This window comes from Streptomyces sp. NRRL F-6676 (genome assembly GCF_000725625.1).
Taxonomy (GTDB): Bacteria; Actinomycetota; Actinomycetes; order Streptomycetales; family Streptomycetaceae; genus Streptomyces.
The window spans coordinates 88,274-104,388 of record NZ_JOHS01000014.1 but is presented as its reverse complement, the minus strand read 5'-3'; the positions used below and the strand labels follow the sequence as shown (position 1 = coordinate 104,388).

Below are 16,115 nucleotides of genomic sequence, written 5' to 3'. Positions count from 1 at the left end.
AGGGTTATCCACAGGCCCGCACGACTTCGGCGCGGTGCGCCTACTATGGCCTGACCGCGGTCCGTGCAACCGATGCGGACGGCTTGTGAGGGGGAAGGGCACATGGCGCGTTACGCACGGTGGACGGCTCTGGCGGCCGCCGCCGCCCTGCTGGCGGGGGGCTGCAACTCGGGCTCGTCCGACACTGGGAAGGAGGACACGGGCGGCAAGCGGTCGGGCGGGGCGTCCTCGGGGCTGCCGGCCTCGCTGACCGGCCAGGATCCGGACTGGGGCCGCTGCAAGGGCACCACCGACTCCCCCGCGCCGGGCGACGGATGGCAGTGCGCGACGATCAAGGTGCCGCTGGACTACGCGAAACCGGACGGCAGAACGACAGGGCTCGCGCTGATCCGTTCAAAGGCCACCGGCGGCAACGGCAAGCGGCTCGGCTCGCTGCTGTTCAACTTCGGCGGGCCCGGCGGCTCCGGGGTGTCCACGCTGCCCTCGTACGGCAGCACGGTCGACCGGCTCCATGAGCGCTACGACCTGGTCAGCTGGGACCCACGCGGTACGGGCGCCAGCGAGGGCGTCCGCTGCCGCGACGACAAGGAGATCCAGGCGGCCGAGAAGGTCGACGCCACCCCGGACGACGCCGCCGAGGAGAAGGCGTTCCTCGACGACGCGGCCGACTTCGGCCAGGACTGCGAGAAGTCCGCCGGTTCGCTGCTGTCCCATGTGTCCACGACCGACACCGCACGCGACATGGACCTGATGCGCCAGGTGCTCGGCGACGACTCGATGCACTACTTCGGCATCTCCTACGGCACCGAACTGGGCGGTGTGTACGCGCACCTCTTCCCCAAGAACGTGGGGCGCGTGGTCCTCGACGCGGTCGTGGACCCGACGGCGGACACCGTCGGACACGCGCTCAACCAGACCCAGGGCTTCCAGCGGGCGCTCAACGACTACCTGAAGTCCACCGGGCAGGACCCGAAGGAGGGAACACGGAAGATCGCCGACCTGCTCGACCGGCTCGACGCGAAGCCGCTGCCGACCTCGTCCGGCCGTGAACTGACCGAGACCCTCGCGCTGACCGGCATCGTGCTCCCGCTGTACAGCGAGGACGGCTGGCCCACGCTCACCACCGCCCTGAAGTCCGCCGAGAACGGCGACGGCTCGGCGCTGCTGGCCCTGGCCGACGGCTACAACGAGCGGGACGCCTCGGGGCACTACGGCACGTCGAGCCACGCCCAACGGGCCATATCGTGTCTGGACGACAAGCAGCGGCCGACGCCCGCCGAGACGCGGAAGCGGCTCGCCCGGTTCGAGGAGATCTCGCCCGTGTTCGGCGACTTCCTGGGCTGGGACACGGCCGGCTGGTGCCACGACTGGCCGGTGGCCGGGCAGTACGACACTCCGGAGGTCAGTGCGCCGGGAGCCGACCCGATCCTGCTGGTGGGCAACACCGGGGACCCGGCCACGCCCTACGAGGGTGCCCGACGGATGGCCGACGAGCTGGGCAAGGGCGTCGGGGTGGAGCTCACCTGGAAGGGCGAGGGCCATGGGGCGTACGGCAGCGGCAGCGACTGCGTGGACGCGACGGTGGACTCCTACCTGCTGAACGGGACGGTGCCGAAGGACGGCAAGGTCTGCTCATGACGACGGCGGGGGTGCCGCACACCAGCGGTGTCCGGCACCCCCGCCGCCCGGAAGGTCACGCGGCCCGTGAAGGCCACGGCAGGGAGATGCGGCGCGGTCTAGTAGACCGGCTTGTCCGGCTCGATCTGGTTGACCCAGCCGACGACCCCGCCGCCGACATGCACGGCGTCGGAGAAGCCGGCGGACTTCAGGATCGCGAGGACTTCCGCACTGCGGACACCCGTCTTGCAGTTCAAGACGATCTTCTTGTCCTGCGGAAGGCTCTCCAGGGCGTTGCCCATGATGAACTCGTTCTTCGGGATCAGACGGGCACCCGGGATGGAGACGATCTCGAACTCGTTCGGCTCACGCACGTCGATGAGCTCGAGGTTCTCGCCGTCGTCGAGCCACTCCTTGAGCTGCTTGGGAGTGATCGTGGAGTCGGCGGCCGCCGCCTGGGCCTCCTCGGACACGACGCCGCAGAAGGCCTCGTAGTCGATGAGCTCGGTGACGGTCGGGTTGTCGCCGCAGATCGCGCAGTCGGGGTCCTTGCGGACCTTGACCTGGCGGTACTGCATCTCCAGGGCGTCGTAGATCATCAGACGGCCGACCAGCGGCTCGCCGATGCCCGCGAGGAGCTTGATGGCCTCGTTGGCCTGGATGGAGCCGATGGACGCGCACAGCACGCCGAGGACGCCGCCCTCAGCGCAGGAGGGAACCATGCCGGGGGGCGGGGGCTCCGGGTAGAGGCAGCGGTAGCAGGGGCCGTGCTCGGACCAGAAGACCGAGGCCTGGCCGTCGAAGCGGTAGATCGAACCCCAGACGTACGGCTTGTTCAGCAGCACGCAGGCGTCGTTGACCAGGTAGCGGGTCGCGAAGTTGTCCGTGCCGTCGATGATCAGGTCGTACTGGCTGAACAGGTCCATCACGTTGTCGGCCTCGAGCCGCTCCTGATGCAGGACCACGTTCACGAACGGGTTGATGCCCTTGATGCTGTCGCGGGCGGACTCGGCCTTGGGGCGACCGATGTCGGCCTGGCTGTGGATGACCTGACGTTGCAGGTTCGACTCGTCGACCTCGTCGAACTCCACGATGCCGAGCGTGCCCACGCCCGCGGCCGCCAGGTACATCAGACCGGGCGAGCCAAGGCCACCGGCGCCCACAAAGAGCACCTTGGCGTTCTTCAACCGCTTCTGCCCGTCCATCCCGACGTCGGGGATGATCAGGTGGCGGGAGTACCTGCGAACCTCGTCTACGGTGAGCTCGTCGGCCGGCTCGACCAGGGGTGGCAGCGACACGGGGACTCCGTTGGTCGGTCAATCACTACGGTTGTTCTCCCTGCAACACTGCCACGCCCTTCTTCATTCCGAGACACCCGTTCCGAGGCGCGAGACGATCTCGTCCCAGTAGCCGGGCACTGCCTCCCAGGGGTCCGCTCGGCCGCCGCGGTCCGTGCGGTCGGTGAAGTAGACGGTGTCCGCGCCGTGCCAGCGGGCGATACGCAGGGCCTCGTCGAGGTGGCCGCGGGGCAGTCCGTGCACGAAGTGGCAGAAGCGCTCCGGCGGATGCTCGGCGGTCCACTCGGCCACCTGCGACCAGCGGTACTCGCTCCAGGGGCCCTGGAAGGTGACCAGTTGGTCGGCGAGGCAGGCGTAGCCGGGGTGCGGGTGGGTGCCGTGGCCGAGGACGAGGTGGCACTCGTCACGGAGGGCGCGGAGCGCGGCGGTCGTGCGCCGAATTCCGGGAAGGGCCTCGCGGTGCGCGGGGCAGCGGCGCAGCAGGAAACCGTCGACGCGGTACCAGTCGAGGTAGCGCCGGGCATCGTACAGCAGCTCGCCGGAGGGACGTCTGCCGTAGGCGGCGTCGAGCCGGCCGAGGACGCGGACGCCCGCGTTGCGGAGCCGGCCGGCCGCCTCCAGACAGCGTGGGTCGGGGCAGACGCCGGGGCCGTCGTGCACGTTGAGGACGGCCCAGTGGAGGGGCGCGCCGGGGCGGGCGAGGGCGTTCCACTGGTCGGGGGCGAGGAGGGGATGCGCGTAGCCGGGGACACCGACACCGGGGCCCACGTGGGTGCGTCTGGTGCCGGTGGCGGTGGAGGTCAGATACGGCACGCGGCCTCCATCCAGATGTCGGCGAGGGACTCCTCGAGGTTGATGCGGGGGCGCCAGCCGAGCCGGTCGCGGGCGGTGCGCACGTCGGCCTGCTGCCAGCTGCCGCAGCCGTCCGGGTACGGCAGGGCGGCCGGGCCGGCGTGGTCCGACTCGCCGCGGGGGTGGCCGATGACGGCGCGGACGGGGCCGGGCGGGGCGTCGATCTCGTGCAGCGCGCCGCCGAAGCCGGCCACGCGGGCGAGGACGGCCGCCGCGTCGCGCAGCCGCACGGCACGGCCGGAGCCGATGTTGATGACGCCCTGGGCGGCGGAGAGGGAGGCCGCGTGGACGGCGCGGGCCACGTCGCGGACGTCGATGAAGTCGCGCTGGATGCCGAGGCCGCCGAGTTTGAGTTCGCCGTCGCCGGACTGCATGGCCCGGCGCATGGCCTCGGCGAGCCGTCCGAGCGGTGACCCGGCGGGGGTGCCGGGTCCGGCCGGGGAGAAGACACGCAGGACGACGGCATCCAGACCGGAGCCGAGGACGAGTTCGGTGGCGGCGAGTTTGCTGACGCCGTACGGGCCTCCGGGCCGGGGCACCGAGTCCTCGGCGGTGGAGGAGCCGGGCTGGCTCGGGCCGTACTCGGCACCGCAGCCGATCTGCACCAGCCGGGCACCGCAGCCGCTGCGGCGCAGGGCCTCGCAGACGGTGGCGACGGCGACGGTGTTGTGGCGGGTGAGCTCGCGGGCGCCGCCGCGGGTGGCGCCGGCGCAGTTGATGACGACTCCGGGGTGGACGGCGTCCAGAAAACGGGTGAGCGCGCCGGGGCTGCCGGTGGCGAGGTCGAACCGTACGTCGGCGTCGTCGCCGCGGCCGAGCGCGGTGAGCTGCACGGCGGGGTCGGCGAGCAGACGGTCGGCGACGAAGCGGCCGAGGTATCCGTTGGCTCCGATCAGCAGGACCCTCATCGGGCGCCTCCCGGGACGGACTCACCGGGTGTTCCGGGTCGGGAGGTGATCATCTGGGTTTCTCCTTCAAGGGGGTTGTGCGGGTGCGGATGGCCCAGGCGCGGTGCGCGGGCCCGGCCGCGGGTGGGGCGGGGGGTGGCGTCAGCGGGGCTCATACGGTGCGGCGTGGGCCGAGGCCCGGGTCAGCGTGCGGGCGGCATGGACCAGCAGGGCGGTGGCGGTGGTGCCGCAGGCCAGCGCGGGGACGGCGCCCGGTCCCCAGGCGTCGGTGAGGGTCTGTACCGGGACGGAGAGGAGGGCGCAGCCGGGCAGACGCGCGGCGAAGACGGTGGCCAGGGCCAGGCCCTCGGTGGCACCGGCGGTGGCGAGTGCGGCCGCCGGGGCATGGGTGAAGCCGTGCGCGGTGAGCAGCCGGGCGAGCAGGAGGAGCGCGCCGAGGGCACCCGCGCCGGCGTACGCGGGGTGCGCGCCGAGCAGCGCGCCGCACAGAGCGAGGAGGGCGAGGAGGGCGCCCAGGAAGAGGGTGAACGCGCCGAGGAGGAGGGGGCGGGCGGAGGCCGCGAAGTCGTCCAGGGCACGGCTGGTGCCGAGGCGGCGCCCGGCCAGCGCGGTGAATAGCCGGGCGCACCACACGGCGGGGGCGCAGGCGAGGGTGAGGGCGAGGAAGGGGGCGGTGGCGGGGGACCAGGGGCCGTCGGGGCCGCCGGTCAGGCCCTGACCGAGCAGGCCGTCGCCGAGGAGGGCGTACGCCAGCAGCCAGACGGTCCAGGTCTGCGTGCCGGAGGAGGTGGGGTACGGGCCGGCCAGGGGGCCCCGGCGGAGGGCGGCGCGCAGGGCAAGCGCCACGAACAGGGCGCCCGCGACGGCCACGGCGAAACGGGGCCGGCCGTCGGTGAGGCGCGCCCCGACGACGGTCGCCGCGCACAGCAGACCCGGCAGCAGGGCGAGCAGGGCCGGGGCGGGGTGGGGGGGGGGGCGGGGGGCGGGGGGAAGGCCCGGGGCCGTGTCGTCGGGGTCCCGGGGGAAGCGGGCGTGCATCTCCTCGGCGAGTGAGAAGACGTCACGGTGCCGGAAGCGGGCGGCGGTGCGGTCGGTCACTCCGTGCGCCTCGAGACCGGCGGCGATCTCGAGGGGGTCGACGGCCCGGGCGCAGAGGTCGTGGTGCCGGTGCATCAGGGCCTTGACCGGGTCGGCGGTGCCGGGCCGGCGGGGGGGCGGGGGCCCCCCCCCCCGCCCCGGGGCCCGGCCCGGTCCAGGTTCCGGGCGTCTCGTGGTCGGTGCGCAGGTCGCTCATCGGGTGGCGCCCTCTCCCGCCGGTACCGGCCGCTGGGCGAAGGCGGCGGGCGGGGTGGTGTCCGAGGCCCACTGGGGGGCGCGCCGGGGCGGGCGGCGGGGGCCGGTCCAGTTGCCGGGGAGGTGGGCCTCGGCGGGGGTGCCGAAGGGAAGCGGCGCGCCCCTGTCGTCGACGAACACCCGGCGACGCGGGGAGTGCGAGACGACGTCGAGGTAAATGCCGTCGAATGCCATGACGTTCTGCTCCACGGTGAACAGTTCGAGGGCGCGTGCGCGGGCGGCGGCGCCCAGGCGCGAGCGCCGTTCGGGGTCGCGCAGCAGCGCCACGCACGCCTGCGCGAGCGCCCCCGGTTCGCGCGGGGGTACGACCAGGCCCGTGCCGCCGATGACCTCCGCCACGGCGCCCACGTCGGTGGAGACCGTGGCACGGGCGCAGAACATGGCTTCGACCAGGCTGACGGGGAAGCCCTCGACGACGCTGGAGAGGACGACGACCGCTCCGGCGGCGTACACCGTCGCGAGGTCGGGGGCGTGCGGTCCACCGGCCTCCTCGAAGGAGACCGGGCGGTCGTCGGGGGCGTGGGCGCCCTCGGGGCCGTCGTCCGGGAAGAGCCGGGCGGCCAGGGCCCGGCAGTGGTCGAGGTAGGCCAGGCCCTCGGCGCCCGCGGCGGCGCCGACGATGCGCAGGCGGGCCGTCGGCACGCGGGTGCGGACCTCGGCGAAGGCGTGGAGCAGGGAGACCAGGTCCTTGGCGGGGTCGACGCGCCCCACCCAGACCAGCGTGTCCGTCTCGCTCCCTTTGCCGGAACCGGCCGCCTCGCTCCCCTTGCCGGAACCAGCCGCCTGGCTTCCGTCGTCGGAACCGGACGTCTCGCTCCCCTCACCGGCACCGGCCGCCTCGGCGAAGCGGGACGCCTCCATGCCGGGGTAGACCGTGCGCAGCCTGGCCCGGTCGGCGCCGAGGCGTTCCTGCCAGCGGCGGACGTGGGCGTTGCCGGGGGTGATGCGGGCGGCCCGCCGGTACACCTCGGCGGCGAGCAGGCCGTGGAAGGAGGCGAGCAGCGCGCGTACGGCGGGGGGCGCGTCGGCGGTGGCGAGGTAGTGCGCCCGGATCGGGACGCCGTACTCGGTGACCACGAGGGGCACCCCGGAGAAGTGCCGGGCGAGCAGTGCGGGCAGGGCTGCGGGGCCGCCCGCCGTGGCGTGGCACAGGTCGACCGCACCGAGCCCGGCGTCCTCGTACCAGTCCAGGGAGAGGGGGCGCAGGGCGCGTTCGACGTGCCGTGCCACGGTGAGGAGTTCGGCCACGCGCGCTCCGTGCGCCGTGCGCGCCGCTCCGGGCGCGCGGCAGGCGCGCTCCCAGATGCGCAACGCGCCCTCCGAGCGCAGCGCGCTCCCCAGTCCGCCCTCCTCGCGGGCGAGGTCGGCGAGGACGTACAGCGCGTTGCCGAAACGGTCCGCCTGACAGTCGCCCGCACAGCCGTGCGGACCGTCACCCGGACCACCGTCCGGGCAATCACCCACGCAACCGCTCGGGCAATCGCTCACGCAAGCGTCCTCGCGGTCGCCCGCCCGGACACACGAGCAGCCGCTCGCCCGGGCACCCGAGCGGCCGTCCGCACGGCCGCCTTCGCAGACCGCGCGGGCGAGGTCGGCGTACGCCTCGGTGAAGCGGCGCAGGGCACGGCGGCCGCGCAGATCGCGGCCGTGGGTGGCGTTGTCGTCCGCGACGGTCCACAGCGGGGCGGTGCGCACCCGGGTGACCTGGGGCGGCAGCGGGATCCAGCCCTCGTCCTCCTGCCGCCGGCTGCGGCTGAGCGCGTAGACGTGGAACTCGTGCCGCGCGAGCCCGCGCACGAGCCGGTCGCACCAGAGCCTGGCGTCACCGCTCACGTACGGATAACCACCCTCCGTCAGCAGTCCGATGCGCACGAGTGCATCCCCGATCTCCCGTGTGGGGAGCCGCCGTTGTCCGGCGGCTCGCAGCGGGAAGAACGTATGCGGACATGCCGGTGGCGCGATGGACGGTTGTCCATCGCGCCACCGAAAGGGGTGAACCGTCGTAACTTTCCCGGACGGGCCGCGTTGGCCGCGCTAGGCGATCACGACGTGCGGTTTTGTCATACGACCGCCGATTCCTCGGCCGCCGCTTCCGGCTCGCTCTCCCTCCGCACCGCGCGCCGGCGTGCCGCGACCGCCGGGTCGAGCGCCGGGACAGCGGCCAGCAGCTCCCTGGTGTACGGATCGGCGGGGGCGTCGTACACCTGATCGGCCGGGCCGTACTCGACGAGCCGGCCGCGCCGCATCACCGCGACCCGGTCGCTGACCTGCCGTACGACGGCCAGGTCGTGCGCGACGAACACGAGCGCCAGGCCCAGTTCGCGTTGCAACTCGCCGAGCAGGGCGACGACTTGGGCCTGTGTGGTGACGTCCAGCGCGGAGACGGGCTCGTCGCAGACGATGACCTCGGGGTCGGCGGCCAGCGCGCGGGCGATGCCGATGCGCTGGCGCTGACCGCCGCTGAACTCGTGCGGGTAGCGGTCGTAGTGCGCCGGGTCGAGCCCTACGCGCGCCAGCAGGTTACGCACACGCCCCTGAATGCGCGCCTCCCGCGCCTCACGGGTCTCCGACGCCTCACCGGTCTCCGGCGCCTCACGGGTCTCCGGCGCCCCATCGGCCTTCCGGACCTCACCAGCCTTCGCCGACTCACCAGCCTTCCCCGTCTCGCCTGCCCCACGGCTGCCCCGCGCCGCCCGCGCCCTGAGCGGGTCCGCTATCGACTCGCCCACGCTGCGGCGGGGATTGAGGGAGGAGACGGGGTCCTGGAACACCATCTGGACGGCGGGCCGGACGCCCGTGTGCGGCCGGCCCTCGTACCGCACCTCGCCGGCCGTCGGCTCCAGCAGCCCGACCAGCATTCGGCCGAGCGTGGTCTTCCCACTGCCGCTCTCCCCCACCACACCGAGGGTCTCGCCCCGGCGCACCGTCAGCGACACGTCGTCCACGGCGGTGACCGCGCGCCTGCCGCGCCCGAACTCCCGCCGCAGTCCCACCGCTTCCAGTACGACCTCACCGGCCACGGCCCCGGCCCCTTGGCCGCGCCCGTCCCCGTCTCCGTCCGCACCGGGCCGAGCCCGCGGCGCGTCCACCCGCGGCACCGCTGCCAGCAACTCCCGGGTGTACGCCTGCGCGGGCGCCGCCAGCACCTCGCCGGCCGGACCGTGTTCGACCGCCCGCCCGTGCCGCATGACCAGCACCTCGTCGACGCTCTCGGCGGCGACGCCCACGTCGTGGGTGACCAGGAGCAGCCCCATCCCCGTCTCCTGCCGCAGGGTGTGCAGCAGATCGAGGATCTGGGCCTGGACGGTGACGTCGAGCGCGGTCGTCGGCTCGTCGGCGATCAGCAGCCGTGGTTCGCAGGCCAGCGCCATGGCGATGAGCGCCCGCTGCCGCATGCCGCCGCTGAACTCGTGCGGCCGCGCCCGGGAGCGCCGTACGGCGTCTGGGATGCCGACCCGGTCCAGGACCTCGACGGCACGCGCTCGTGCCGCGCGCCGGGAGGCACGTGTGTGGACGCGGTAGACCTCGGCGATCTGGTCGCCGATCGCGTAGTACGGGTCGAGGGAGGACAGCGGGTCCTGGAAGACCATCGCCGCCGTGCCGCCCCGCAGCCGCCGCAGTTCCTCGTCGGAGGCCCGCGCGGGGTCGACGCCCGCCACCCGCACCGAACCGCCGACGACGGCACCCGTGCCGCGGTGCAGCCCGAGCAGCGCCGAGGCGACCGTCGACTTGCCGGAGCCGGACTCGCCGACCAGTCCGAGGGCGGCACCCTCGGCCAGCGTGAAGGAGAGCCCGTCGACGGCCCGAAGCCCGCCGAAGCCGACGGTCAGCCCGTCCACGACCACCAGGTCCGCGGGGTGCGTGTCGGGCACCCCATCCACCGGCTGCACGTCAGGCACCCCATCCACCGGCTGCACGCCGGGCACCCCATCCACCGACTGCACGCCGGGCGCCCCATCCACCGGGTGCGTCTCGGACGCCCCGTCCACCGGGTGCGTGTCAGGCACCCCGTCCACCGGACTCATGACAGCACCACCCGTCGGTCGGCCACCGCGTACAGCACGTCCGCGACGGCGTTGGCCAGCACCACGAAGAAGCCGATGACCAGGACCATCCCGACCACGACCGGCAGGTCGACGACGTCCACGGCGTGCACCAGTTCCTGTCCGATGCCAGGCAGCCCGAACAACGTTTCGACCAACACGGCACCGCCGACGGCCGAGCCGAAGTCATTGGCGTTGAGCGCGATCACGGGCGCGAGCGCCCCGCGCAGCGCGTGCCGGCCGACGATCGCCCGCTCGCCGACGCCGTAGGCGCGGAAGGTGCGGATGTGGTCCTCCGCGAGGGTCTCCAGCACGGCCGCCCGGGTCATCCGGGCGAAGAACGCCGCCTCGCCGAGCGCGAGGGTCAGCCAGGGCAGCAGCAGGTTCCACGCCCACTGCTCGGGATCCTCGGTGAAGGCCACGTACTGCGGGAACGGCAGCAGCTCCCACTGCCCGCAGACGACGATCATCAGCACGAGGCCGATGACGAAGACGGGCGTGGCTATGCCGGCCAGGGTGACTCCGGTCAGCGCGCGCTCGGTGAACCGGCCGCGCCGCCAGGCGGAGAGCACGCCGGTGCCGACGCCGAGCAGCAGCCACAGCACCATGGCACCGGCCACCAGCGACAGGCTGACGGGCAGCTTGGCCAGGATGATCTGCGTGACCTGCTGGTCGCTGCGGTACGACAGTCCGAGGCAGGGCGCCGAACAGTGCTCGACGGAGGTGCCGGTGGAGTAGTCCTGGCCGACGACGATGCCCTGGAGGAAGTGCCAGTAGCGCAGGTAGAGCGGATCGTCGAGGCGGAGCTGCTCGGCGACCTGGTGCACCTGGGCGGGCGAGCAGCGCGGGCCGCAGGTGATCTGGGCGACGTTGCCGGGGGTGGCGTAGAAGACGACGTAGATGATCGCCGAGATGGCGATCAGCGTGACGACGGCCCCGACGGCACGCCGCAGCGCGAACCCACCGAATCCGGTCATGCGGCACCCTCCTTCCGCTGGTCGCCGCCGCCGGTCCGGGCCGCCGTGGCGGCGTCCTCGGCCGGGGACGCCTCGGCCGGGGACGCCCCGGCCGCCCGCTTCTCCCGCCGCCGCCCCGTCCCCACCCGCAGCCGGGACGCCGCGCGGGGGTCGAGGGCCGTGCGGACGCCGTCGCCGAGGACGGTGAGCGCCAGTACCGTCACGAACAGCGCGCCCGCCGGCAGCAGCAGGTACTGCGGCGCCGCCGCGTACCAGACGTTGGCCGAGGTCAGCATCTCCCCCCAGGACGGCGTCGGCGGCCGTACGCCCACGCCGAGGAAGGACAGGGCGGCCTCGATGGTGATGTTGCTCGGCACCATGAGCGCCGCGTAGGTGATGACGGGCGCGGCCAGCCCCGGCAACAGCTCGCGGCGGGCGACGCGCCAGGTGCCCCAGCCGCTCAGCCGGGCCGCCGCGACATGGTCGAGCTGCTTGAGGGTGAGCGTCTGGGCCCGGGCGATCTTGGCGATGCCGCCCCAGGCCACGAACCCGATGACCAGCGAGACCAGCACGGGCCGCGGGAAGTCGTCCGGGACGATCGCCAGCAGCGCCAGGGCCATGATCATCAGCGGCATGGCGATGATGATGTCGGTGGCCCGGCTCAGCACCTGGTCGAGCCAGCGGTTGCCGAGCGCGGCGGCGACGCCGATCAGGACGCCGATGGCGACCTGGACGACGGTCGCGGCCAGGGCGACGCCCAGCGAGACCCGGGCCCCGTACACGAGCCGGGCGAACAGGTCGCGTCCGGTCTGCGGTTCGATGCCGAGCCAGTGGTCGCCGCCGATGCCGCCCAGCGGTCCGACGGGGACGCCGCCGCGCGCGGAGTCCACCAGGGAGGGGTGATAGGTGGTCGGGTCCTGGCCCTCGAGGGCGGTGAGCAGCGGCGCGGCGAGCGCGACCAGGACGAGCAGGGCGACGACGCCGCCCGCGACGAGGGCGGCGCGCTGTGTGCGCAGCCGCCGCCAGAACTGCCGGGCCCCCGAGGCCGCCGGGACGGGGGCGGGCGCACCCGGCGCCGGCCCGGTCCCGGAGGCCCCGGAGCGGCCGGAGCCGCCGGGGCCCTCGGCGGCCTCGGCGGCCTCGGCGGCCTCGGCGGCCTCGGTGACGAGAAATGCCTCACTCACGGCGTCACTTCACCGCGACCTGGGAGATGTCGAGGACGCCGGTCCAGTCGCTGATCACGACGTTCCTGACGTCCTCGCCGTAGAGCCGCTTGTAGACGGGGTGGAACAGCGGCACGACGAGGGCCTGCTCGGCGATCTTCTTGTCCAGCGCGCCCCACCGCTTCGCGGCCGCGTCGAGGTCGGTGAGCTTGTTGATGGCGTCGATCTCGGTGTTGACGGCGGTGTCGTCGAGGAAGCCGGAGTTGAAGTTGGCGCCGTCCTTCACGATCTGCCGCCCGTCGAAGATGGGGGCGAGGAAGGGACCGCCGGAGGGCCAGTCGGCGCCCCAGTGGGCGAGGAAGAGGCCGGGCTCGGTCTTGGTGTCCTGGGTCCGGTCGCTGTAGTCGTTGGTCTCCAGACCCTGGAGCCGGACGGTGAACCCGGCCTTCTTCAGGGCGTCCTGGACGGCGGTGGCGATCTCCGGGCTGGTCTCGAAGTCCTTGGCGTTGGAGTGGGTGAGCGTGATCGTCAGCCCGTTCGGGTGCCCGGCCTCCTTCAGCAGCTCCTTGGCCTTGGCCGCGTTGCCGGACTTCCCGGCCGGGAAGAGGTCGTAGGGCGTGTAGCCGAAGGACTTCTGGTCGGGCAGGAAGGTGGTCGCGGGCTCGGCGAGCGCGGAGCCGCCGGCCGCGTTGACGACGGAGGACCGGTCGACGGCGTAGGCGACGGCCTGGCGCACCTTGGGGTCGTCGAAGGGCTTCACCTTCGGGTTGAACGCCAGGTAGTTGGTGTAGCCGAAGTGGCCCGTGCCGACGCGTGCGGCGAGCTTCCTGTCGCCGCTGACCTTGGCGAGCTCGGCCGGACCGAGGTTGGTGTCCGTGGTGACGGCCGCCGCGTCCGCTCCTTGGGACGCGGACAGCCGCTGGTTGATCACGGAGGAGTCCAGCCCGGAGCGTACGTCGATCTTGTCCGGGTACGCCTTGCGCTCGGCGTCGGTGGCGGCGGACCAGTGCGTGTTGCGCTCCAGGGTGAGCCGCTCGCCGTCGTTCTCGTTCTTGACGACCCTGTACGGGCCGGACGAGACCGGGTGCTCCTCGTACTTCGTGCCGGTGTCCTTGGCCTTCGGGACGGGCGCGAACTGGGTCTGCGTGGCGAGGTAGGGGAACTCGCCCTCGGGCTTGTTGAGGTGGAAGACGAGGGTCCGCTCGTCCGGCGTCTCGATCGCGTCGAGCCCGTCCTTGCCCTTGTCCTTGTAGGGGCCCTGGTAGTCGGCCGCGCCGACCAGCCAGTCCCGCAGGTAGGGGGCGCCGCCGGAGAGCTCGGGGGCGAAGGAGCGTTCGATGCCGTACTTGATGTCGGCGGCGGTGATCGGGGTGCCGTCCTCGTACTTCAGCCCCTTCTTGAGGGTGTACGTCCACACGGTCGCATCCTTGTTCGGGCGGCCGGTGTCGGTGGCGAGGTCGGGGACGACCTTGGCACCGGCGGCGCCGTTCTCGCGGTTGCGGGTGGTGAGGGTGCGGAAGACCAGGGAGGGGACGTTGCCGCCGCCGGAGGTGTAGAGCCGGGCCGGGTCGAAGTCGGTCTGCGGCTGGGAGTTGAGCACCGTCAGGGTGCCGCCCTTGTGGGGCGTGGAGTCGCCGCCGGCGCCCTTGGCATCGTTGTCCTCCGGACCGCAGGCGGCGACACCCGCTGCCACGACCAGGCCGAGGGACGCCGCTGCCAGGCGGCGCGGAGTGCGGGTGCGGGACGGTTGGCGCATCGGAATGACGACCTCTCAGGGGAGTTCTCGCCCGCCGTCCCGGATCGCGAGACGGCTGGTACGAGAAGTGAGACGAGGAGCAGCAGGCGTCTGCCCTGGCGACGGGTCGTCGTACGTCGTCGAGAAGACCGTCGGGCCGAGGGGACCGTGCCGACGGACGTGACCGGAACAGGACGGGTCACGGCGGTGGACACGGACGGACGACGGACACGACGGAGGAGACTGCCGACGCGCGCCGGGGCGGGCGTCAGCGACAGTGAATGTCGGCCACGCAGAGTGCGGTCACACCGATGAGCGCCAGTTCGATGGCGGCGCGGGGGGCGGGACGGCGGGACGACATGCGCCGAAATTAGAACGGGTGCACGCCTTATGTCAATCTGACATCAGCCGTGCGCACCGCTCCGCGCGCCGCCCCTCCGCCCGGCGGTGCCTCAACCCTTCGGGTACGGCCAGGGGTTGGCCAGGCAGTGAATGCCGTCGTGGTCGAGGAACTTGGTCTGCTGCTGCATGACCGGCGCGAGCTCGCCGTCCTTCTCGCAGTTGACGTGCCCGCGGCCGAGCCGGTGGCCGACCTCGTGGTTGATCAGCATCTGCCGGTAGGCGTAGATGTGGTCGTCGCCGTACGTCTTCGAGCCCTGGGCCCAGCGGTAGGCGTTGATCATCACGCGCTCGGTGGCGGCCGAGTCGCACGAGACGTTGTCCTCGGTGGTGTCGAGGCCGGACTTGGCGCACCAGTCGGCGGTCGTGCCGGAACTGGCCAGCGTGATGACGAAGTCGGGCTTGCCGGAGGAGACACGCTCGAAGGCGAGGTCGCCGCCGTGGGCCCAGCTGCGGTCGTCGTTGAGGGTCGTCTGCACGGCCTTGGCGAACAGGGCGGCGTCCAGACCGAGCCCCTTCTCGACGTCCACCCGGTAGGTGTACGTCCGCCCGGGCCCCGGCGCCTTGGCGGTGCCGGGGACGGCGGCGAACTTCCCGGAGCCCTTGGTGTCGGCCGCGAGCGGGTAGACCTTGGCCATCTTCTGTGCGTACGTCAGCGGTGCGGCGCTCGGGGAGGCGGAGGGCGACGCGGCGGCTCCGGCGCCGCCCGCACCCCGGATGTCGCGGGCGCGGCCGGTGGCGGACTGGGCGCGTGCGGAGCCCTCTCCGCGCCCGTCAGTGACCTGGCCCGCGACGACGACGGCCAGCACGGTGGTGACGGCGGCGGCCGCGACACCGGTGAAGGCACGGCCCTTGCCGGCGGACCGGCGCGCGGGGACGACGACGTCGGGTGCGGTGGGAGTACGGGGGCTGGTGCTGGTGCCGGTGCCGTCTTCGCTCTCACGGCGCCCGTCGCTCTCACGGCGCCCGTCGCTCTCACGGCGCCCGTCGGTGTCACGACGGCTGTCGGTGTCACGGCGCCCGTCGGCGTTCTCGCCGAAGGCGTCGAGGTACTCCTGCCGGGGGCCGCGCGAGGACCGCGCGGCGGGTGCGGGCGCGGCACCGGCCGGGCTCCCGGCCGCCGGGGCCGCACCCCGCGCGGACACCGCGCCGACCCGTCCCCATCCACCGCCGGGCTCCCGCTGCTCGGGGTGCCCGCCGCGTACTTGCGGGACGCCGTGAGCGGGCGTCCGGGGGCCGCCCTGCGCGGGGGTCCCGCCCGGCACACGCGGGACACCGTGGGCGGGGGTCCCGCCCCCCGGCCGAGGCACCCCACCGGCCGGCGTGCCGTCGGGCAGCCGTGCGAAGCCCTGCGCGGGCGTACCGTCGGGCAGCCTCGGGACACCCCTCGCCGGGGTGCCGTCGGGCAGCCTCGGGACACCCCTCGCCGGGGTGCCGTCGGAGAAACGGGGGACACCGTGCGCAGGGGTGCCGTCGGGAAAACGCGGGACGCCCTGGGCGGGCGTACCGTCCGGGAACCGTGCGGCGCCCGGGCCGCCCGGCCCTCCCTGGCGTCCCGGCCCGCCCGGAGTGCGGGCCGGACCCGGGCCGGCGACCCCCGCACCGTCGCGTGCGGGAGGCCGGCGCGGCAGACCGGCCTGCGCGACCGGCTCCGCCGGGCCTCCCGGGCCCGACGGCCCCGACGGCCTCGCCGTCGCCGCCGGGCCCGCCGCTTCGCCCGCGTCCCGGTTGCCACCCTTACGGGTGGCCTTGTCGTTCCCTCGCTTGCGGCTGTGTCGTCCCACGCCGCGC

Annotated in this window: 12 protein-coding genes; 1 reads left to right on the top strand and 11 read right to left on the bottom strand. The window is 73.6% G+C overall.

Annotation, left to right across the window (positions count from 1 at the left end; genetic code table 11):
* The first annotated feature begins 102 nt into the window (after positions 1-102).
* A complete protein-coding gene (locus tag IO29_RS11800) occupies positions 103-1,638 on the top strand; it encodes an alpha/beta fold hydrolase (protein WP_030379328.1) in 1,536 nt (511 codons plus the stop codon).
* A gap of 98 nt (positions 1,639-1,736) precedes the next feature.
* Here the strand turns inward: IO29_RS11800 and moeZ are convergent, their stop codons facing one another.
* The 11 genes from moeZ to IO29_RS40345 form a co-directional block, all read right to left on the bottom strand.
* Complete coding sequence (gene moeZ / locus IO29_RS11795) at positions 1,737-2,915, bottom strand: adenylyltransferase/sulfurtransferase MoeZ (protein ID WP_030379327.1); 1,179 nt, start codon at positions 2,913-2,915, stop codon at positions 1,737-1,739.
* A gap of 63 nt (positions 2,916-2,978) precedes the next feature.
* Complete coding sequence (locus IO29_RS11790) at positions 2,979-3,728, bottom strand: spherulation-specific family 4 protein (RefSeq protein WP_030379326.1); 750 nt, start codon at positions 3,726-3,728, stop codon at positions 2,979-2,981.
* On the bottom strand, positions 3,716-4,675 hold the full coding sequence (locus tag IO29_RS11785) for an NAD-dependent epimerase/dehydratase family protein (RefSeq protein WP_030379325.1): 960 nt from the start codon (positions 4,673-4,675) through the stop codon (positions 3,716-3,718). The genes IO29_RS11790 and IO29_RS11785 overlap by 13 nt, the downstream gene beginning before the upstream one ends.
* Before the next feature lie 141 nt (positions 4,676-4,816).
* On the bottom strand, positions 4,817-5,848 hold the full coding sequence (locus IO29_RS11780) for a hypothetical protein (protein ID WP_037840537.1): 1,032 nt from the start codon (positions 5,846-5,848) through the stop codon (positions 4,817-4,819).
* Positions 5,849-5,965: 117 nt separating this feature from the next.
* Positions 5,966-7,900 (bottom strand): DUF3492 domain-containing protein, encoded by a 1,935-nt coding sequence (locus IO29_RS11775; RefSeq protein WP_063738126.1) that lies wholly within the window; start codon positions 7,898-7,900, stop codon positions 5,966-5,968.
* Positions 7,901-8,088: 188 nt separating this feature from the next.
* Positions 8,089-9,918 (bottom strand): dipeptide ABC transporter ATP-binding protein, encoded by a 1,830-nt coding sequence (locus tag IO29_RS11770; protein WP_051707538.1) that lies wholly within the window; start codon positions 9,916-9,918, stop codon positions 8,089-8,091.
* A gap of 131 nt (positions 9,919-10,049) precedes the next feature.
* Positions 10,050-11,048, bottom strand: coding sequence for an ABC transporter permease (locus IO29_RS11765; protein ID WP_030382434.1), 999 nt, complete (start codon positions 11,046-11,048; stop codon positions 10,050-10,052).
* Positions 11,045-12,043: an ABC transporter permease gene (locus IO29_RS11760; RefSeq protein ID WP_420705365.1), complete on the bottom strand. Its 999-nt coding sequence runs from the start codon at positions 12,041-12,043 to the stop codon at positions 11,045-11,047. Before IO29_RS11760 ends, IO29_RS11765 begins: the two co-directional genes overlap by 4 nt.
* 172 nt (positions 12,044-12,215) lie before the next feature.
* Positions 12,216-13,946 carry an ABC transporter substrate-binding protein gene (locus IO29_RS11755; RefSeq protein WP_030382432.1) on the bottom strand — a complete coding sequence of 577 codons (1,731 nt, stop codon included), beginning with the start codon at positions 13,944-13,946 and terminating at the stop codon, positions 12,216-12,218.
* A 247-nt stretch (positions 13,947-14,193) separates the two neighbouring features.
* Positions 14,194-14,286, bottom strand: coding sequence for an Ms4533A family Cys-rich leader peptide (locus IO29_RS40200; protein ID WP_310592027.1), 93 nt, complete (start codon positions 14,284-14,286; stop codon positions 14,194-14,196).
* Between the two features lie 91 nt (positions 14,287-14,377).
* Positions 14,378-16,108, bottom strand: coding sequence for a DUF3152 domain-containing protein (locus IO29_RS40345; protein ID WP_078618489.1), 1,731 nt, complete (start codon positions 16,106-16,108; stop codon positions 14,378-14,380).
* Between the last annotated feature and the right edge of the window lie 7 nt (positions 16,109-16,115).